At 39.1% G+C, this 17804-nt stretch carries 16 protein-coding genes and 1 tRNA gene (1 of these 17 cut by a window edge); 13 read left to right on the forward strand and 4 right to left on the reverse strand.

Going from position 1 to position 17804, the window contains the following annotated elements:
* Both gltB and CJ263_RS12825 read right to left on the reverse strand, forming a co-directional pair.
* Window positions 1-3803, reverse strand: partial view of a glutamate synthase large subunit gene (gltB, locus tag CJ263_RS12820; protein WP_094997633.1) — the 5' portion only. It extends 706 nt beyond the left edge of the window; only the first 3803 of its 4509 coding nucleotides appear in the window; it begins with the start codon at window positions 3801-3803; its stop codon lies beyond the left edge, outside the window.
* Between the two features lie 317 nt (window positions 3804-4120).
* Window positions 4121-5260, reverse strand: a complete 1140-nt coding sequence (locus CJ263_RS12825; RefSeq protein ID WP_094997634.1) for an acyl-CoA dehydrogenase — start codon at window positions 5258-5260, stop codon at window positions 4121-4123.
* Window positions 5261-5557: 297 nt separating this feature from the next.
* On the opposite strand from CJ263_RS12825, the gene nhaD reads away from it, so the two are divergent.
* The 12 genes from nhaD to CJ263_RS12885 all read left to right on the forward strand — a co-directional run bounded on the left by nhaD (window position 5558) and on the right by CJ263_RS12885 (window position 14656).
* Entirely contained in the window at window positions 5558-6892 is a 1335-nt protein-coding gene (gene nhaD, locus CJ263_RS12830) for a sodium:proton antiporter NhaD (RefSeq protein WP_094997635.1), read from the forward strand.
* A 50-nt stretch (window positions 6893-6942) separates the two neighbouring features.
* On the forward strand, window positions 6943-7635 hold the full coding sequence (locus CJ263_RS12835) for a MotA/TolQ/ExbB proton channel family protein (RefSeq protein ID WP_094997636.1): 693 nt from the start codon (window positions 6943-6945) through the stop codon (window positions 7633-7635).
* Between the two features lie 9 nt (window positions 7636-7644).
* Window positions 7645-8031 carry an ExbD/TolR family protein gene (locus CJ263_RS12840; protein WP_094997637.1) on the forward strand — a complete coding sequence of 129 codons (387 nt, stop codon included), beginning with the start codon at window positions 7645-7647 and terminating at the stop codon, window positions 8029-8031.
* Window positions 8031-8963, forward strand: a complete 933-nt coding sequence (locus tag CJ263_RS12845; protein ID WP_094997638.1) for a cell envelope integrity protein TolA — start codon at window positions 8031-8033, stop codon at window positions 8961-8963. Before CJ263_RS12840 ends, CJ263_RS12845 begins: the two co-directional genes overlap by 1 nt.
* Window positions 8960-10171, forward strand: a complete 1212-nt coding sequence (locus CJ263_RS12850) for a bifunctional folylpolyglutamate synthase/dihydrofolate synthase (protein ID WP_094997639.1) — start codon at window positions 8960-8962, stop codon at window positions 10169-10171. The genes CJ263_RS12845 and CJ263_RS12850 overlap by 4 nt, the downstream gene beginning before the upstream one ends.
* A gap of 59 nt (window positions 10172-10230) precedes the next feature.
* A tRNA-Val gene (locus CJ263_RS12855) sits at window positions 10231-10305 on the forward strand.
* Window positions 10306-10515: 210 nt separating this feature from the next.
* On the forward strand, window positions 10516-11169 hold the full coding sequence (locus tag CJ263_RS12860; RefSeq protein ID WP_158657153.1) for a hypothetical protein: 654 nt from the start codon (window positions 10516-10518) through the stop codon (window positions 11167-11169).
* A 148-nt stretch (window positions 11170-11317) separates the two neighbouring features.
* Window positions 11318-11629 (forward strand): DNA-binding protein, encoded by a 312-nt coding sequence (locus CJ263_RS12865; protein WP_094997641.1) that lies wholly within the window; start codon window positions 11318-11320, stop codon window positions 11627-11629.
* Between the two features lie 9 nt (window positions 11630-11638).
* Window positions 11639-12091 carry a helix-turn-helix domain-containing protein gene (locus tag CJ263_RS12870; RefSeq protein WP_094997642.1) on the forward strand — a complete coding sequence of 151 codons (453 nt, stop codon included), beginning with the start codon at window positions 11639-11641 and terminating at the stop codon, window positions 12089-12091.
* Between the two features lie 5 nt (window positions 12092-12096).
* Window positions 12097-12759: a P-loop NTPase family protein gene (locus CJ263_RS12875; RefSeq protein WP_094997643.1), complete on the forward strand. Its 663-nt coding sequence runs from the start codon at window positions 12097-12099 to the stop codon at window positions 12757-12759.
* A 337-nt stretch (window positions 12760-13096) separates the two neighbouring features.
* A complete protein-coding gene (locus tag CJ263_RS12880; protein WP_094997644.1) occupies window positions 13097-13657 on the forward strand; it encodes a BfmA/BtgA family mobilization protein in 561 nt (186 codons plus the stop codon).
* 30 nt (window positions 13658-13687) lie between these two features.
* Window positions 13688-14656, forward strand: a complete 969-nt coding sequence (locus CJ263_RS12885) for a DUF5712 family protein (protein WP_094997645.1) — start codon at window positions 13688-13690, stop codon at window positions 14654-14656.
* A 635-nt stretch (window positions 14657-15291) separates the two neighbouring features.
* Here CJ263_RS12885 and CJ263_RS12890 read toward each other — a convergent pair.
* Together CJ263_RS12890 and CJ263_RS12895 are read right to left on the reverse strand one after the other, a co-directional pair.
* Window positions 15292-15546, reverse strand: coding sequence for a site-specific integrase (locus CJ263_RS12890; protein ID WP_094997646.1), 255 nt, complete (start codon window positions 15544-15546; stop codon window positions 15292-15294).
* Between the two features lie 365 nt (window positions 15547-15911).
* Entirely contained in the window at window positions 15912-16505 is a 594-nt protein-coding gene (locus CJ263_RS12895) for an RNA polymerase sigma factor (protein WP_308423272.1), read from the reverse strand.
* A 115-nt stretch (window positions 16506-16620) separates the two neighbouring features.
* On the opposite strand from CJ263_RS12895, the gene CJ263_RS12900 reads away from it, so the two are divergent.
* Window positions 16621-17784 carry a FecR family protein gene (locus CJ263_RS12900; protein ID WP_094997647.1) on the forward strand — a complete coding sequence of 388 codons (1164 nt, stop codon included), beginning with the start codon at window positions 16621-16623 and terminating at the stop codon, window positions 17782-17784.
* Window positions 17785-17804: the final 20 nt, after the last annotated feature.

The following is a 17804-nucleotide window of genomic DNA, read 5'->3' on the forward strand; positions in this document are numbered from 1 at the left end:
CCAACAGCACGATCAGTATTGCAAATAGGATAATCCAAAGTCAATTTTTCCTTACGGAATAAAGAAGGATTTGCCTTTTCAATGATGTCGAATTCAATAGAATCGAATACATCGTGATGTTGTTTTTCCGTATTATAAAACTTAGTTCCTTTGGGAACATCCACTTGATGCAGAATTGGGGTTAAATCAATACCATTGGCCTTATAATGGTCTATGGCCTTTTTTCGATCTAGCTTTTGCACTTGTCCTACCATTTCATTTATGGTCCTAAAGCCAAGCTGTGCCATAATTTCCCTTAATTCCTGTGCAACGAAGTACATATAGTTGACAACATGCTCAGGTTTTCCTTCAAACTTTTTACGGAGTTCAGGATTTTGGGTAGCAATACCTACGGGGCATGTATTCAAGTGGCAAACACGCATCATGATACATCCTGATGCCACTAGAGGGGCAGTTGCAAAACCAAATTCCTCGGCACCTAGCAAGCAAGCAATGGCTACGTCCCTTCCCGTTTTGAGTTGGCCATCACATTCTAGTACAATCCTGTTTCTTAGGTCGTTCAGGACCAGAGTTTGTTGTGCCTCGGCGACTCCTAATTCCCATGGTAGGCCCGCATGTTTTAATGATGTCAATGGCGAAGCACCAGTACCTCCATCGAAACCGGACACCAAAATTACATCTGCCTTTGCTTTGGCTACCCCTGCGGCCACAGTACCTACACCTACCTCCGAAACCAATTTTACATTGACTCTGGCTTTCCTATTGGCCGATTTTAAGTCGTAAATCAATTGCGACAAATCCTCAATGGAATATATATCATGGTGGGGTGGTGGTGAAATCAAACCTACATAGGGCGTGGAATTTCTTGTTTTGGCAATTGCAGGATTTACCTTAGGACCGGGTAATTGTCCACCTTCTCCTGGTTTGGCTCCCTGAGCCATTTTTATCTGTATTTCCTTCGCGTTGGTCAGGTAATTGGAGGTTACTCCAAATCGACCTGAAGCCACCTGTTTGATGGCACTGTTTCTCCAGTCTCCCGTTGCATTTTTGTAAAACCTTTCTTCGTCTTCACCACCTTCTCCGGAGTTGCTTTTACCCCCAATCCTGTTCATGGCAATGGCCAGGTTTTCATGGGCCTCTTTGCTTATGGATCCATAAGACATGGCTCCAGTCTTAAATCTTTTTACAATTTCTGTCCATGGTTCTACATCTTCCAATGGAATGGGATCATAATTGGAAAACTCAAAAAGTCCCCTAATGGTCATCAGGTTTTTGGCTTGCTCATTGACCATTTGAGAAAACTCTTTGTAAGTATCCGGTTCGTTATTTCTTACGGATTTTTGAAGTTTTGCGATGCTTAATGGATTGAACATATGTTTTTCCCCATTTCGTCTCCATCGGTATTCGCCACCAATCTCAAGGTCCAGATTAGCTTCTACTTCTTGGGTTGAAAACGCTTTATGGTGACGTTTGGCCACTTCTTTCTCTATTTGGTAAAGACCAATACCCTGAATCCTTGTTGGTGTATTGGGGAAGTACTTTTCAACCACTTTCGTATTGATGCCTATGCATTCGAACAATTGTGAACCTCGGTAAGAATTTAAGGTTGAGATACCTATTTTGTTCATTACCTTTAAAATACCTTTACCAATGGCTTTATTGTAATTTTTTACGGCCTCCTCAAAAGTGAATTCCGTAATATCGTTCTCCTCTATTTGTTCCCCAATTATTTCGTTAACCAAATAAGGGTTGATAGCACTAGCTCCAAAACCAAATAGCACAGCAAAATGATGTACCTCCCTTGGTTCTGCAGATTCAATAATGATACTCAATTTTGAACGTTTGCCCAATTTTTGAAGTCCGCTGTTTACAAATGAACAAGCCAGCAGGGCGGGTATGGGAGCCTCCTTTTCACTTACGTTCCTATCCGATAAGATAATAATGTTGGCACCCTCATCTGTAGCATGGGACGCTTGCGCAAGTATGGATTCCAAAGCATCTTCCAAACCATTATGTCCTTTTTCTACAGGATATAGCATTGGAATGGAAACTACTTTATAGTCTGGGCTGGCGTCGTAATTTTTTATTTTATCAAGGTCCTCCTTCGAAATAACCGGGTTTTGGATTTTCAGTTTTCTACAGTGTAATTCAGAAAATTCAAAAATGTTATGGTCACTGCCCAAGGTAAGGCTTATGTCCGTTATTAGTTCTTCTCTGATACCATCCAATGGCGGGTTTGTAACCTGTGCAAACAACTGCTGAAAATAATTGTATATCAATTGAGGTCGCTGGGAAAGGACGGCTATGGGAGTATCCGACCCCATAGAGCCAATGGGTTCTTTACCGGTTTTGCCCATTGGAAGAATGATTGTATTGATGTCTTCCAAAGTATACCCAAAAACGGATTTTCTCTTTTCCAATGTGGCTTCTCCCAAAAACAGAGGACAGTCATTATAAGGTATATCCTTTAAATGAACCAAGTTTTTATCCAACCATTTTTTGTAGGGATGTTTTTTGGCTATTTTCTCCTTGATTTCTTCATCATTTACTATACGACCTTCCTCCATGTTTACCAAGAACATTTTTCCAGGCTCTAAACGGCCATGAAATTCAACGTTTTCCGGTGCAATTTCCACGACCCCTGTCTCTGAAGACATTACTACGTAATCATCTTTTGTAACAGAATATCTTGAAGGTCTTAGTCCATTCCTGTCTAAAACGGCACCTATATAGTTTCCATCCGTGAAAGGAATGGAGGCGGGTCCGTCCCAAGGTTCCATCATACAGGAGTGGTATTCGTAGAAAGCTTTTTTTGCCTCGGACATTTCGGTATTCTTTTCCCATGCCTCGGGTACCAGGATCATCATAACTTCCGGTAGGGACCTACCGGTCATTAATAGTAATTCCACGACCATATCCATTGTGGCCGAATCTGATTTGCCCGGCAAAACGATAGGTAAGATATTTTTTATCTCATCCCCAAACATTTCACTCTCCAACAATTCCTGCCTGGAGAACATTCTGGAAACATTTCCTCTTAGCGTATTTATTTCGCCATTATGGCACATATATCTAAAGGGTTGTGCTAAATCCCAAGTTGGGAACGTATTTGTGGAAAAACGCTGGTGGACCAGGGCTAAACGGGTAACCACTCTGGAATCCATCAAATCGGAATAATAAAGACTAATGTCCATGGGCATTAGCAACCCCTTGAATATGATTATTTTGGTCGAGAGGCTCGGTACGTAAAAAAACTTACTTTCTGAAAGCTTTGATTTTATAATAGCGTGCTCCGTTACTTTACGGGCGATGAACAATTTTAAATTGAAATCGAAATACGATTGTTCCGGATTTTCCTTGGCGATAAAAATTTGTTTTACGAAGGGTTCGGTTTCAGCGGCTATTCTACCCGGGACCGAACGATTAACGGGAACATTTCTCCAGCCTAGTAATTTTAGGCCTTGTTTTTTAATGTTTTCCTCAAAAACCGAAATACAAAAATCCCTTTGATTCTGTTTTTGTGGGAAAAACACATTGCCTACGGCATATTCTCCTTGATCTGGAAGCTCAAAGGTACATACCTCTTTAAAGAAGTTATGGGGTATATCTATCAAGATACCGGCACCGTCCCCTGTCTTTCCATCCGCACTAACGGCACCCCTGTGTTCAAGACGCTCCAAAATCTCCAATGCCTTATGTATAATGTCATTGGATTTCTTTCCCTTTAAGCTACAAATAAATCCGGCTCCACAGTTGTCATGTTCAAATTCTGGCAGATATAGCCCTTGCTTCTTCAATGTCATAATTTATCGTATTTCTCCAAAAATATTATTTTATTTAAATTATAATCAGTGATTCTATGATAATCAAATAAAATATTCAACGTTTTGAAATAAAGGTTAAAAAACCTATAAATTGTAATTTTTGTTCATGGGATTTTGTCATATTGATAAATATAGGATATTATTGAATAGGCCAAATAGCTATAAGGGGGGTGTGGGCCCAAAAATGAATGTTTGTAACAATTTAACCCTACCTTCTATCGGGGTTAACAAATAGTTTATGTCTTATAACGCTATCAGCCCTTAAACTTCCAAGGGTAAAGTAAATAGAAAAGGAATTATTTTAGGATTGATCTAGAAATTACAATTTTTTGAATCTCGGATGTACCTTCATAAATCTGTGTGATTTTTGCATCGCGCATTAATCTTTCCACATGATACTCTTTTACAAATCCGTTGCCTCCATGTATTTGAACAGCTTCAACGGTAGTTTCCATAGCAACCTGAGATGCATATAGTTTGGCCATAGCGCCGGAAAGGTCATAATCTTCACCGTTGTCTTTGTCTTTCGCCGCCTGATAAACGAGAAGTCTGGCCGCTTGTATTTGGGTGTGCATGTCTACCAATTTAAAGGCAATAGCCTGATGATTACTAATTTCAGTTCCAAAGGCCTTTCTCTCCTTTGAGTATTTAAGGGCCAGTTCATAAGCACCGGCGGCGATACCCAAAGCCTGGGCCGCAATTCCGATTCTTCCTCCAGCTAAGGTCTTCATGGCGAACTTGAAACCAAAGCCATCCTCTCCAATTCTATTTTCTTTGGGAACCTTTACATCATTAAAGATCAACGAATGGGTGTCGCTACCTCTAATCCCCAGTTTATTTTCTTTAGGGCCAATTTCAAAACCTTCCATACCTTTCTCGACGATTAAGGCATTTATTCCCCGATGCTTTTTTTCTTTGTCAGTCTGGGCGATTACCAAATAAACACCGGCTGTGCCACCATTGGTTATCCAATTCTTTGTACCGTTCAAAAGATAATGGTCTCCTTTATCTATAGCAGTTGTCTTTTGTGAGGTGGCATCGCTTCCCGCTTCCGGTTCGGATAGACAAAAAGCCCCAATCATTTCGCCAGTTGCCAGCTTAGGCAAATACTTTTCCTTTTGTGTATCGGTCCCAAAGGTTTCCATACCCCAACAGACCAATGAATTATTTACGGATACGATTACGGAAGAGGAAGCATCTATTTTAGATAACTCTTCCATGACCAGAACATAGGAAAGGGTATCAAGCCCGCTTCCTCCATAATTTGGGTCTACCATCATGCCCAAAAAGCCCAATTCCCCCATTTTTTTTACTTGGTCGTCTGGAAATTGTTGATTTTCATCTCTTTCAATTACTCCAGGAAGAAGTTCGTTCTGGGCAAAATCCCTTGCGGCTTGTTTGATTAATTCTTGTTCTTCTGTAAGTTTAAAGTCCATGGTGATATGAAATATAGGTATATCAACAAATATAAGTCTATACCATTTAATTTCTTAACTCTTTATCTAATCTGTGGTTTTGATTATTGGTTCTACAATGAAGGTGTTTATCATAGGTAAATAATTTTGTTAAAAATTAATTTGTAAAAGTTTGACTATCAAACTGCTCTAGGATAATCTTTTTTTACCTATGGTAGGATTGACATTTTTGGATATCTTTATGAGAATTTCAAAATTTATAATTCAGTCTTATATTTGAAACCTTACTTAATAAGAGGAAACTAAAACCAACATCGAATGGAAACCATTATCATTATTGTTTTTTTAGCGGGATATCTCGCAATTACCTTGGAACACAATCTAAAAATTGACAAGTTGATTCCTGCTTTGGCCATGATGGCTATCTTGTGGGCCCTGATTGCATTAAATCATATGCCTGTATTTGAGGTGAATGCGGAGCTCAGAGAATTGGAACCTACCCATTTGGATGAAATATTGTTACATCACTTAGGTAAGACCGCAGAAATATTGGTCTTTCTGTTAGGGGCCATGACCATTGTAGAAATAATTGATTACTTCGATGGATTTGCAACTATAAAAGGATATATAAGAACTAGAAGCAAAAGGAAGTTGTTGTGGTTGTTCTCTATCCTGGCATTTATTTTATCAGCAATTATAGACAATCTTACCGCAACCATTGTGTTGATTACCATTTTACAAAAAGTGATAAATGATAGGAATACCAGGCTTTGGTTTGCGGGTATGATAATTATTGCTGCCAACGCCGGTGGTGCTTGGTCCCCTATTGGTGATGTAACTACAACCATGCTTTGGATTGCCAATAAGGTTTCTGCGGCCCAACTTATAGAACATGTGCTGGTTCCTTCTATAGTTTGTATGGTGGTACCTGTTTTAATTGCAGGAACCTACAAAGCGTTTAAAGGTAAAATTGAAGGTGAATTCGAAACTGAAACACCCAAATCCAAATATGGCTCAATTATGCTGTATCTAGGTCTTGGAGCTATAATTTTTGTGCCTTTTTTTAAAACAGTAACGCATCTACCTCCTTATGTAGGAATGATGCTATCCTTGGCAATAGTGGCGACCTTTGCTGAAATTTATAGTAATAAGAAGTTTAGTATTAGTTCTTTGGATGGGGAACATAGCGATACGGAAGGACACCATAGTCCAGTACATCATTCTTTATCAAAAATAGAGTTACCAAGTATATTGTTCTTCTTGGGTATCCTATTGGCGGTGGCTGCCCTAGAATCACTGGGAATGCTTTTCCACTATGCCGAAAGTCTTAATAATGCCATTCCAAATACGGATATTGTGGTAATGTTATTTGGTGTGGGATCTGCAGTAATTGACAACGTACCTTTGGTCGCGGCCAGTATGGGTATGTTTGGAGAGACCATGGATAATCCGCTTTGGCACTTTATCGCGTACTCTGCAGGAACAGGCGGTAGTATGTTGATAATTGGTTCGGCAGCAGGCGTTGTGGCCATGGGAATGGAAAAAATAGACTTTTTCTGGTATCTTAAGAAAATTACATGGTTAGCATTTCTTGGATTTGTTGCCGGTGCCGGTGCCTTTATTTTAATTAGGGATTTTATCCTCAATGCATAATTTAATCCGGAATTATCCGTTATAATGGCAAATTTCATATAAAGAATACTATGATGTTAATACAAGATTTGTCACAAGATCCAACTACGGGAGAGGTGATTTCTGAGGAGAAAACACTTTCTGTAATGGACTTGGTTTTTAATGGAGGTGCTGGTAGTGTTATTATAATTACGGTACTTTTTTTAATGCTTGGTGTAGCCCTTTATATTTACTTTGAGCGTTTATTGGCAGTAAATGCCGCATCCAAGATTGATAAGAATTTCATGAATCAGATTCGGGATCACGTGACCTCTGGAAAATTGGAAGCCGCCAAAATCCTTTGTGCACAGACAGATTCCCCCGTTGCCAGATTGACGGAAAAAGGTATTTCCCGAATTGGGAAACCATTGGATGATATCAATACGGCCATCGAGAATGCCGGGACCTTGGAAGTGTATAAACTAGAGAAGAATGTTAGCGTGCTGGCTACGGTTGCTGGTGCAGCACCTATGATTGGGTTCTTGGGAACCGTAATTGGTATGATTTTGGCATTCCATGAAATGGCCAGTAGTGGTGGTCAAGCGGAAATGGGATCTTTAGCTTCCGGTATTTATACGGCAATGACAACCACTGTTGCTGGTTTGATAGTGGGTATCATAGCGTATATGGGGTATAACCATTTGGTGAACAGAACGGATAAGGTAGTCCACAAAATGGAAGCTAACGCAGTGGAGTTTTTGGATTTATTGAACGAACCTCTTTAATCTTTCATTATGAAATTAAAAGGAAGGAATAAAGTGAGTCCGGACTTTAGCATGTCCTCCATGACAGATATTGTATTTCTGTTGTTGATATTTTTCATGCTAACGGCAAATTCACCGAATGCGCTGGATTTATTGTTGCCCAAGGCAAAGGGTAAATCCACCAATACACAAAATGTTTCCGTAAGTATCGATAAGAACTTGCAGTATTTTGTGAACAATCAGAGAATAAACGGAGAGTACATTGAAATTGAATTAAAAAAGGCACTGGAAGGTCAAGAAAAACCTACGATTATTTTGAGGGCGGAAGAAAGCGTTGCCATAAAGGAGGCAGTAAACGTAATGGATATTGCCAACAGGAATAATTATAAGGTCATTTTGGCGGTGCGGCCTAACTAATGGCATTTTTAGACACGAGACACAAGAAAAAATCCCTGACACTAACAACTTTGCTATTGAGCATTTTGTTGTTGGTGATGTTCTATATTGGACTAACTTATATGGATCCGCCAATAGAAAACGGGATATCTGTTAATTTTGGCACCACTGACTTTGGTAGTGGACGAGTACAGCCAAAGGAACGCGTAAGATCAGAACCCTTGGAAACTCCTCCGATTGAACCTACTAAGCAAGAAGTTTCGGAAGCTGTAGAAGAAGTCGAGGAGAAAGTACAGGAAGAAGTTAAGGAAGCCCCTTCTGAAAAGGTTCTCACCCAAGAGGACGAAGAATCCATCAGAATTAAGCAGGCCCAAGAAACAAAGAGAAAGGCCGATGCTGCGGCTGCAGAGCAAAAAAGAAAAGCACAGGAAGCAGAGCAAAAAGCAAAGGCCGAAGCCGAACGGATAGCCCAACAAAAGAGGGAAGCAGAGGAACAAGCCCGACAGGAACAAGAAGCCAAAAAGAAAAAATTGGATGAGCTTATGGGTGGCTTAAACAAGTCGGACGGTACAGCTTCCGGTAGCGAGGGAGACGATAGTAGGGCAGGAGATAAAGGAAGTCCCGATGGTGACCCCTATGCCACTAGTTACTATGGTAGTCCAGGCTCGGGTAGTGGAACGGGAGGTTATGGATTAAACGGAAGGTCTTTGGTCAATAAAGGAAAAGTGCCTCAAGAATGTAATGAATCAGGACGTGTAGTAGTGAAAATTGTGGTAGACAGAAGTGGAAAGGTAATAAGCGCTACTCCTGGTGTTCGAGGTACTACCAATAATAATCCGTGTCTTTTGGAACCTGCAAGAAAGACAGCCTTCATGCATAAGTGGAACTTGGATTCCAATGCCCCAAGTCAACAAATTGGGTTTGTAGTCGTAAATTTCAAATTAGGGGAGTGACCTATCAGGAAACCTTGGATTGGATGTTCGCACAACTTCCAATGTATCAGCAAAAGGGTAAGATTGCATTTAACAACAAATTGGATGGTATTCTGGAGTTTTCAGAATATCTGGGTAATCCACACAAGAATTTTAAGACTATCCATGTAGCAGGGACCAATGGTAAAGGGTCCAGTAGCCACATGATTGCATCCATTCTTCAGGAGGCAGGATATAAGGTTGGGCTCTACACATCACCACATCTCAAGGACTTTAGGGAAAGAATAAGAATCAATGGAAAACCGGTCTCGAAGAGCTTTGTGGTAGAATTTATTTCCGATAATAGGGATTTTTTTGAAAACCGACATTTGTCTTTCTTTGAAATGACCGTAGGGATGGCTTTTCAATACTTTTCTGTTGAACAGGTGGATGTGGCCGTAGTCGAGGTGGGTCTTGGAGGTCGATTGGATTCAACGAATATTATTTCTCCCGTGATTTCATTGATTACGAATATTGGTTTTGATCACGTCGATATGTTGGGCGATACTCTGCCCAAAATAGCTTTTGAGAAGTCAGGAATAATAAAATTCAATACGCCTGTGGTAATTAGTGAATATCAAGATGAGACCGCTTCGGTTTTTGAGCAGGTGGCCCGAGAAAAAAATGCCAAATTAATATATGCGGACCAAAAGCAATTCGAGACTTTTCAGTCATCGTTAAAAGGCAAATACCAAACCAGAAACATAAATGGTGTTTTGGCGGTAATTAAAGAGCTTTCGGCTTTTATTATAAAGAAGAAGAACATTGTAGACGGATTGAAGAATGTAGCGGAAAATACAGGCCTACTTGGTCGTTGGCAGCAATTGGGCGAGGAACCAAATATTATCTGTGATACGGCTCATAACAAAGAGGGCTTGCAATTGGTGTTGGAACAATTGGAGTATGAAACGTATGATACTTTGTATATCGTGTTGGGTTTTGTAAAGGAAAAGGATTTAAAATCTATACTTCCCATGTTTCCAGCCAATGCCGAGTATTACTTTTGTAAGCCAAATATTTCACGTGGTTTACCGGCTGACATATTAATGAAAAAGGCCAAGGAACATAATTTGAATGGTCAAGTTTTTGAGGACGTTTCAAAGGCCTATAACGCTGCAAAACAAGCAGCTAAAAAATCAGATTTGATTTTTGTGGGAGGCAGTACTTTTGTGGTTGCCGAAGTTCTTTAAAATTTTTATTTTTTTCTTTTGGTGTAAAAAGAAACTATTCTATATTTGCACTCCTTTTGGGGCTCTTAGCTCAGTTGGTTCAGAGCACCTGCCTTACAAGCAGGGGGTCACTGGTTCGAATCCAGTAGGGCCCACATAGTAAAGATAAGGCTTCGCAGCAATGCGGGGCCTTTCTTTTTTGGCAGGGGTGAAACAAGGGTGAAACAAATGTTCTTTGCATATATCTTCCTATCTTCATACGCAGCTTTCATGCGGTTATGAAATCGTCCTTTAAAAATACAATTCTTTTGCTTTTCCAGCGAATCGACAAAGCAGTTTTCGATGTGTATCGGAAAAATTTACGGATGCGTTCTATGGAAATTCCGAGATGGGTGCTGTTTGTTTTGATAACATTTACTTTTGCCCTTATTATTTTTACCCTATTTGTTCCATTATTTCAATCTGAAATAGAGTTCTTCTTTTATGTTGGTTTAATTGCCGTCATAATCACGACTTTGTTTTATTTGATTGTCTTAAAGGCTTTTGTATCTCACCTACTAATATATAAGAATCCATATTCTATTCAACAACGTCAAGAAGTTCTTATTCCCTCAGAGAAACAGCTGCCTTTCCGTTTTGTTGATTTCGTCAATCGAATAAACAGTAATAGCTCTAGAATTTTCCGAGATTACCTTAGCACAAGCGAGAATGATTTCAAACAGCTTTTAATTGGTGGGAATCTTATCGAAAAAATAATCTGGCTACCGCTTACGGATAGAAAACTCCCTAACTTTAGGCTTTTTTTTGAGTTTCTGAACCATATCACGGAAGAAAACCTGGAAGGATACTATGGGGAAAATCTTTTGTGTCTTTGCCAGTTTATCACCAACAATTTTAAGTCAAGGGACAAAGATTGGACGGTAAAGCAACTTCAAAAGGCACATTCGGGTTGGAAAAACTGCAGTCCCAAAAGACGTATGGATCTTAAAATCGACATTGAAAACCATTTTGTCCATTAGGGCAACCCACAAAATGAAAAGGAAAGCAGCGAAAAGCGGCGGAAGTCTTTCCTTTACTTGATTACAAAGGGAGTCCTACCCAAATTGCTTTCAAATAGTTCCATGGGCTACTCATGGAAAAAGAGTGAAAACTTAATTTGAAAGCATTATGGACAAACAAAATTCTTCCCTTGTAAAATTACTCCTTGAAAAGATCGACCATCTCGATGAAGCTGCCCTGGTCAAGAAAAAGGTCTTCAACGTTGCGAACTTACAGATGTACACTGGTTGGAGCCTTTCCAAGATCTATAAGCTCACATCCGCAAGGTTGATTCCCTTTTCAAAGCCTACCAACGGGTCCCTGTTTTTTGAACGAGAGAAAATTGAGGAATGGCTACTTCAAAACCCTTCTTATACCGAAACCGAACTCGAAGAAAAAGTAAATACCCATTTGAAAAAACACCGTCTCGAGAATTCATAAGAGAGCACTATGAAAGTCATCGATAGAAATTTTCAGGGTATATGGATTCCTAAACAGATCTATTTGAATACCGAGGTCAATTGGTATGCCAAAATCCTATTTCTGGAAATACATAGCTTTACGGAGCATGGCAAGGAGTGTTATATGTCCAACAAATACATTTCCTCCTTTCTCAAAATCTCAGAAAGACAGGTATCTAGATATATATCGGAACTAAAGGCTTTGGGATGGATCGAGGAAACGTCTTTTGACGGGAGAAAGAGATATCTAAGAAGTAAGCTCCAATTCAGTTTTCGAACGGTCGATTCTGACTTGACAATTCTGTCTAGACAGCATCGAAAGGATTATCGCAACTGCATTGACAAAAATGACCACCATAATAAACCAATTACAGAACAACATAAAAAATCAAATACTTCTTTAAAAAGAAAAATCGAAGATAGAAGTCAAATATTGGAATAGCAGGTATGAAAAGGGAAATAGAAGGGCTTATGAAAAAAGGAGAGGAAATAAAAGGACCGCTATGCGATCCTGATAGTTTCAAAAAAGCTTTTTTCAAAATGGCACAGGTATTTTATGCCAATACAAATTTGGACTTTGAGGTGGATAGTTCAAACAAAAGTTTCTTGCAACACTTCTGCAAATATTGGAACCGGGACAAGGCTTTTGAGCTTTTGGAAAACATCTCTTTGAGAAAAGGACTATTGGTATTTGGTTCGTACGGGACGGGGAAGACCTCAAGTTTTCAGATTATCCAAAATATGGCCAAATATTATCAAGTGAATGAGTTATGGTTCCCAACCATTTCTACCCAGGAGGTAGTCGCCAAGTTTAACCTGGAAAAGAACAAAGAGGAAGTGATACAATATTATTCTAAGGGCGTATTTCTGTTCGATGACCTAGGAGCTGAAATGGAAGGGAACAACATCTTTCAATATGGCAAGGAAGAGGTGTTCGTGCGGATCCTACTGAATAGGTATCGCAATTTTGAACGTTTGGGTACCAAGACGCATATCACCACGAATCTAAACCTTAGTCAAATTGAACAGCGGTATGGCAAACAGCTGGTAGACCGTTTTATTAAAATGTTCAATCTGTTAAAATTGGACGGACCGAGCAGGAGAAAATGATAGTGAAAGGGAATATGGAATTTGCTTTGAATTTTAGCCTTTGCTTATTGAACGAAACAAGGTATTCCTTATTGAAGTAAAACGAAGAAAAGGAATAGTAAAACGAAGAAAAGGAATAGCAAGAGGGTGATGCGCAGATTGCGCCATCACGGTCGTTTTCGGGTCTTCAACACGTTGAAAACCAGTTTGTTGTGTTGGTTTTGAAGAACCGTGTAAAATCAGGGGCTACAGTAGACTTTTCCGAAATCTACAGTAAACCCTTTGGGAAGCCCTGTAAACACTGGAAATTTTTAGCGAAAAAGTTGTCGCAAGTTAACGGAAAAACAAAATTCGGCCTATGGAAAAGCAATCAAAAGATGTCAGGACAAAGAAGGGAACCGGTGGTTATTCCAACATCACCGTAAAGAAGGAAACGGCCGTACGCTTTCGAACCTATTCCAAAAAGTTCAACAAATGCCATAGCGAGGTATTGGACAGAATTTTGGGCTATTTCAAGGAGAACGACCTTGACCCTTTTGGAGAAGGAACAAAGATCGTGGTCGATAATATCAAAAAGCTGGAAACAAAGATGATGAAGAAATTCGATAGGATCATCGCCATAATCAAGAACATGGAAAAGACCAGTATCAGGCCCACCTATGAAATGGTGCTCATCTTTTATGAGGCCTATGTAAAAGATGGTAGGAAGCCCAAGCCTAAACCCGTCAAGATACAGGAAGAGCGAAAGGATTTTTTGGAGCCAAGAAACACCGTTCCGAAAACGGAACATGAAAGAATGCTGAAAGAATTCAAAGAATATAAAAAACGTTGCAATGAAATCCTCAACAAGGTGGAAAAGGTGGAACCTATGATGGGAAAGCCGTATCTAAAGATCAATATGGGCATCGGGGGATTTTGAAAGCCTGAAACACCGATCAAGATAACGCTTATGTACCTAACCATCTCGGCACAGAAAATGGGCAGTACCTACAACTCCAGTGTAGGGAACTATGTGGACTATCTGGAAAAGGAGAACCAAGAAAGGATGCCCGAACTCAGGGAGAAATTCTTTGACCGGGACAACGACAGCGTAAGCCCTCAAACGGTCATCGATGAAATAGATGCCAATACGGCCAAACTGAGACAGAAGGACCCGAAATTCTACTCCATAGTGGTCAGCCCGAACCAAAGGGAACTGAAGGCCATAGGCAATGACCAAAACTTGCTTAGGGAATATACAACGAAGCTCATGGAGGACTATGCCAGGATAGAACATGAACGCACCTATCGGGGCCTTGACAGAAAGGTACAGGAGAATGCATCCTATCGTAGGGAGATAGCAAGGCTCAGGAACGAGATACGGAAAGTGGAACGGGGCGAGTCCATCGGCAATGTCAAAGAACTCGAAAAAAGAATCAAAGAGCAAGAAAGAATGGCCCCGCACAAACAGAACGGGCAACTGGTGGCCGCAGGGATGCAAAAAGAGGGGCCTCAGACCCATATCCATATCATCGTCAGTAGAAGGGACGTAACAAACACTTATACGCTTTCCCCAATGGCCAAACATAGGGCGTCCGAAGTAGAACTGAACGGAAAGACGGTCAAGAGAGGCTTTGATAGGGACAGCTTTTACCAAGCGGCCGAAAAGACCTTTGACAGGACAACTGGGTTCAAACGGAACTATGTGGAATCCTATGTTGGGAGAAAGGCCCATGCCAAGGAACCGGGAAAGTTCTTTGCAAAGGTGATGGGACTGCCCACCAAGGAAAAGGACATGGCCTTTAAACTACTTAAAACGATGGGTGTAAAGGCTCCCAGTATACCGACCAATAAAGTGCAGATGGCTGCCAAGATCATCAAGGCACTTGGAAGGGGTATTGATAAAGCAAGGGGCACAGGGGAGGAGATGGGGTACTGAGATCCAAAAAGTAGGTTGCGCCCTATCGGGTTTTTGCTTTACGCTTATCTATCGGAACACTACAAAAACCCGACAGGATCCATGCGCAAAAGTTGGGGTAAGAATTTGGGACGCTTGGAGTGCAAAACTCGGTTTTTGCCCGCCTTAATTTTGAAAATAAAAGAGTCAGTTGCCCGTGAAGGATTATTTCTTGTCCAACAGTTTTGCAAATACGAAACCTTGTCCTTTTTGATCTGAACATGACTTTTGTAAAGCTGTACAACGTATTAATCCCATGGATTGAAAGTGTCGTTTTCAAGACATATTAAACTTATCTCTCTTTATCCCAGAGGCTGCCAAAAGTGGTCTCTTTTAGTAGTCTCATTAATTGATTTTTTAAAGGAGGGGTATAATTATATTTTTAGTCATTAGTTTGGCTTAGACAACACCTTCAGCATTTATTTTTTTTATTCAGCAAGCTACATTCACCCCAAAATAAAAGCTTCTGGTTACGTACAATACAAGTTGTGATGGCTAGTACCTAAGACAATTTCAAAAAATAATTAATTACAACCTGTATTTGTTGCCAATGTTTAATCTCAGGTTAAATAACCTGCTATTGCATAGAAAAGTGAAATAATATGTTCCTATATCCATTACCGTAGCAAGATCTCCACAACCTCATCCAAAATCTGTACACCAAACTCTCGGGCACACGCCTTAATAGTTAATACACTATGGTTACCAAGCGCATCTCCAATTACATCAATTCCAACCCCTTTCTCGCACAGGCATATGGCAAAACTATGTCTTGCAACATAGCTAGTTACATTTTTGGTTATACCTATTTTGTCTGCCAGTATTTGTAAAACAATAGAATGTTCGACCTCGGCATTTGATTTGTTCTTCAATTTTAATACTTACCATGCTTTTTTTTAAGGGGTGAAGTATAGGTGAAACAAATCCCGCCCGTTTTGAAAGCGCATGAAAACAAGCAAAAGCAAAAGTCCAATAAAAAAGGGTTTCCAGAGATTGAAAAAAATGAAAGTTAATGAGAAGACAAATATTCACATTAAGGCAAGTTAGTTTATAATTTTGAGTTGATCAAGTTCTGAATAACTTCTGATTACTTTGTCGTTGATTTGTACAAATTGTTTAAAATTATTTGGTCTTTACCTAAGACACGGAAATTAAATCAGATAGGATATGTTAAAGAACACTGTTTAGTAGCTCATAATTAATTGAGGTAATACTTGCCAGAAATTACCATGGTTTTTCAAGCTAATTTTTTAGGTGAGGCTCCAAAAATAAGCATAAGAATGGTCTCGTATTTATCATCAAGCCTTTCTTTAAGAATTTTGAAGGCTTTCGTAATTTGAGCTTCCACGGTTTTAACGGAGATATTTAAGAATTTGGATATTTCTTGGTTTGTGAGACCTTCTTTTTTGCTTAAAATGAAAATCTTTTGACATTTCGGAGGAAGCTTTCCTACTTCCCTATTTACAATTCCAATCATCTTTTGTAACATACTCGCATCCGCATTTTCAACGACTTCAATTGACGATTCAACGTATTTTTGGTGCAAGAGCATCATGGACTTGTTTTTTTGATAGGCATTTATAAATTCATTGTAAACGGATTTGTAAAGAAAACTTTGAATAGAGAATTGCGAGTTCAATTTTTTTCTGGATTTCCAAGTTTTCAAAAAGACGTTTTGGACTATATCCTGTGCCATGGCCGAATCATGAACAAGAGTCAGAGCATATGCATTGAGTTGTCTATGATATGTGTTTAATAGAAAAATGTAGGCTTTTTCCTCCCCTAAAATAAGATTTTCTATCAAGACTTTATTGTCAGTGAAATCCATCATGTATAATTAATATTATAAATTAATATTGAAAAAATTAAGATAACCAAAAAAAAATTAATAAAAAGTTAGGGTATTATGAATTTGCCTTGTAATACATTAAAAGGCAAAGGTAAAAATGGTTTCGAAGGAAATAGAAAAAAGTATAGTAAAGTACTTTACCCAATCCGCCGATATTGCCGATTTGGATTTACTAAATGATTGGATTTCGCTGGAAGAAAACCAAATAATATTCAAAACTTACGTTAAAACAAATTTCGCAATAAACTTGGCAATGAATGACCCCGATTTAAAAATCATTAAAGAAAAAATAATAAAAGAAATTAGGAAGGAAAAAAGAGGTGCTGTCCGGTTTAGATATATTTCTGTTGTTAAGTATGCCGCCATTGCTCTTGCATTTTTAGGAATTAGTCTTTTTCTACAACGGTATGTTTTCGAAAACAAGGGCAATCAGCTAATTATACCTCGAAAGGATACCATCACACTTCAGTTGGGAAATGGAGATATCGAAATTATTACCGAAGATGGCACGTCAAAGCTTATCAAGGCCCATGGAAAGGTGGTAGGTACGCAAAAGGGAAAACAGTTGGTATATAAGGATGACGGTACCGAAACAAAATTTATTTATAATACGCTTAGCGTTCCCAACGGCAAACGGTTTAATGTTGTCCTTTCCGATGGCACCAAGGTGTATTTGAACTCAGGGAGCTCCATAACATATCCTGAAAGATTTGTACGTGATAGTGTTCGGCGCGTTTTCCTAAAGGGAGAGGCCTATTTTGAAGTTGCCCACAATGACAAACATGAGTTTATAGTTAAAACAGAAGAACTAAATGTTAAAGTGTACGGTACTAAATTCAATATAACCAACTATCCCGAGGATGAAAATACAGAAATCGTACTACTTGAAGGCTCCGTAAGTCTACGACAATCAGGCAATGCTGAAATAAATCAATCGGAATTTTTTTTAATACCGGGTTATAAGGGAACTTTTAATAAATCTAACAAAAAAATAGTTGATACAAAAGTCAATACAGCCCTATATACTTCATGGATGGAAGGTAATTTGGTATTTAGAAATGCTGCTTTTGAAAAGATTACCCAAAAATTAGAAAGACATTACAATGTTGTTATAATAAATAATAATGCCAAGTTGGCAACCGAAAAGTTCAACGCTACTATAGAAGTGGAGTATGAAACCATTGAACAGGTCCTTAATTATTTCAACAAAGTATATCAGATAGAATTTAAAATAATAGAAAATAAAATTATAATAAATTAAACGAGAGGCCTATGAATATT

The sequence above is a fragment of the Maribacter cobaltidurans genome (assembly GCF_002269385.1).
Classification (GTDB): Bacteria; Bacteroidota; Bacteroidia; order Flavobacteriales; family Flavobacteriaceae; genus Maribacter; species Maribacter cobaltidurans.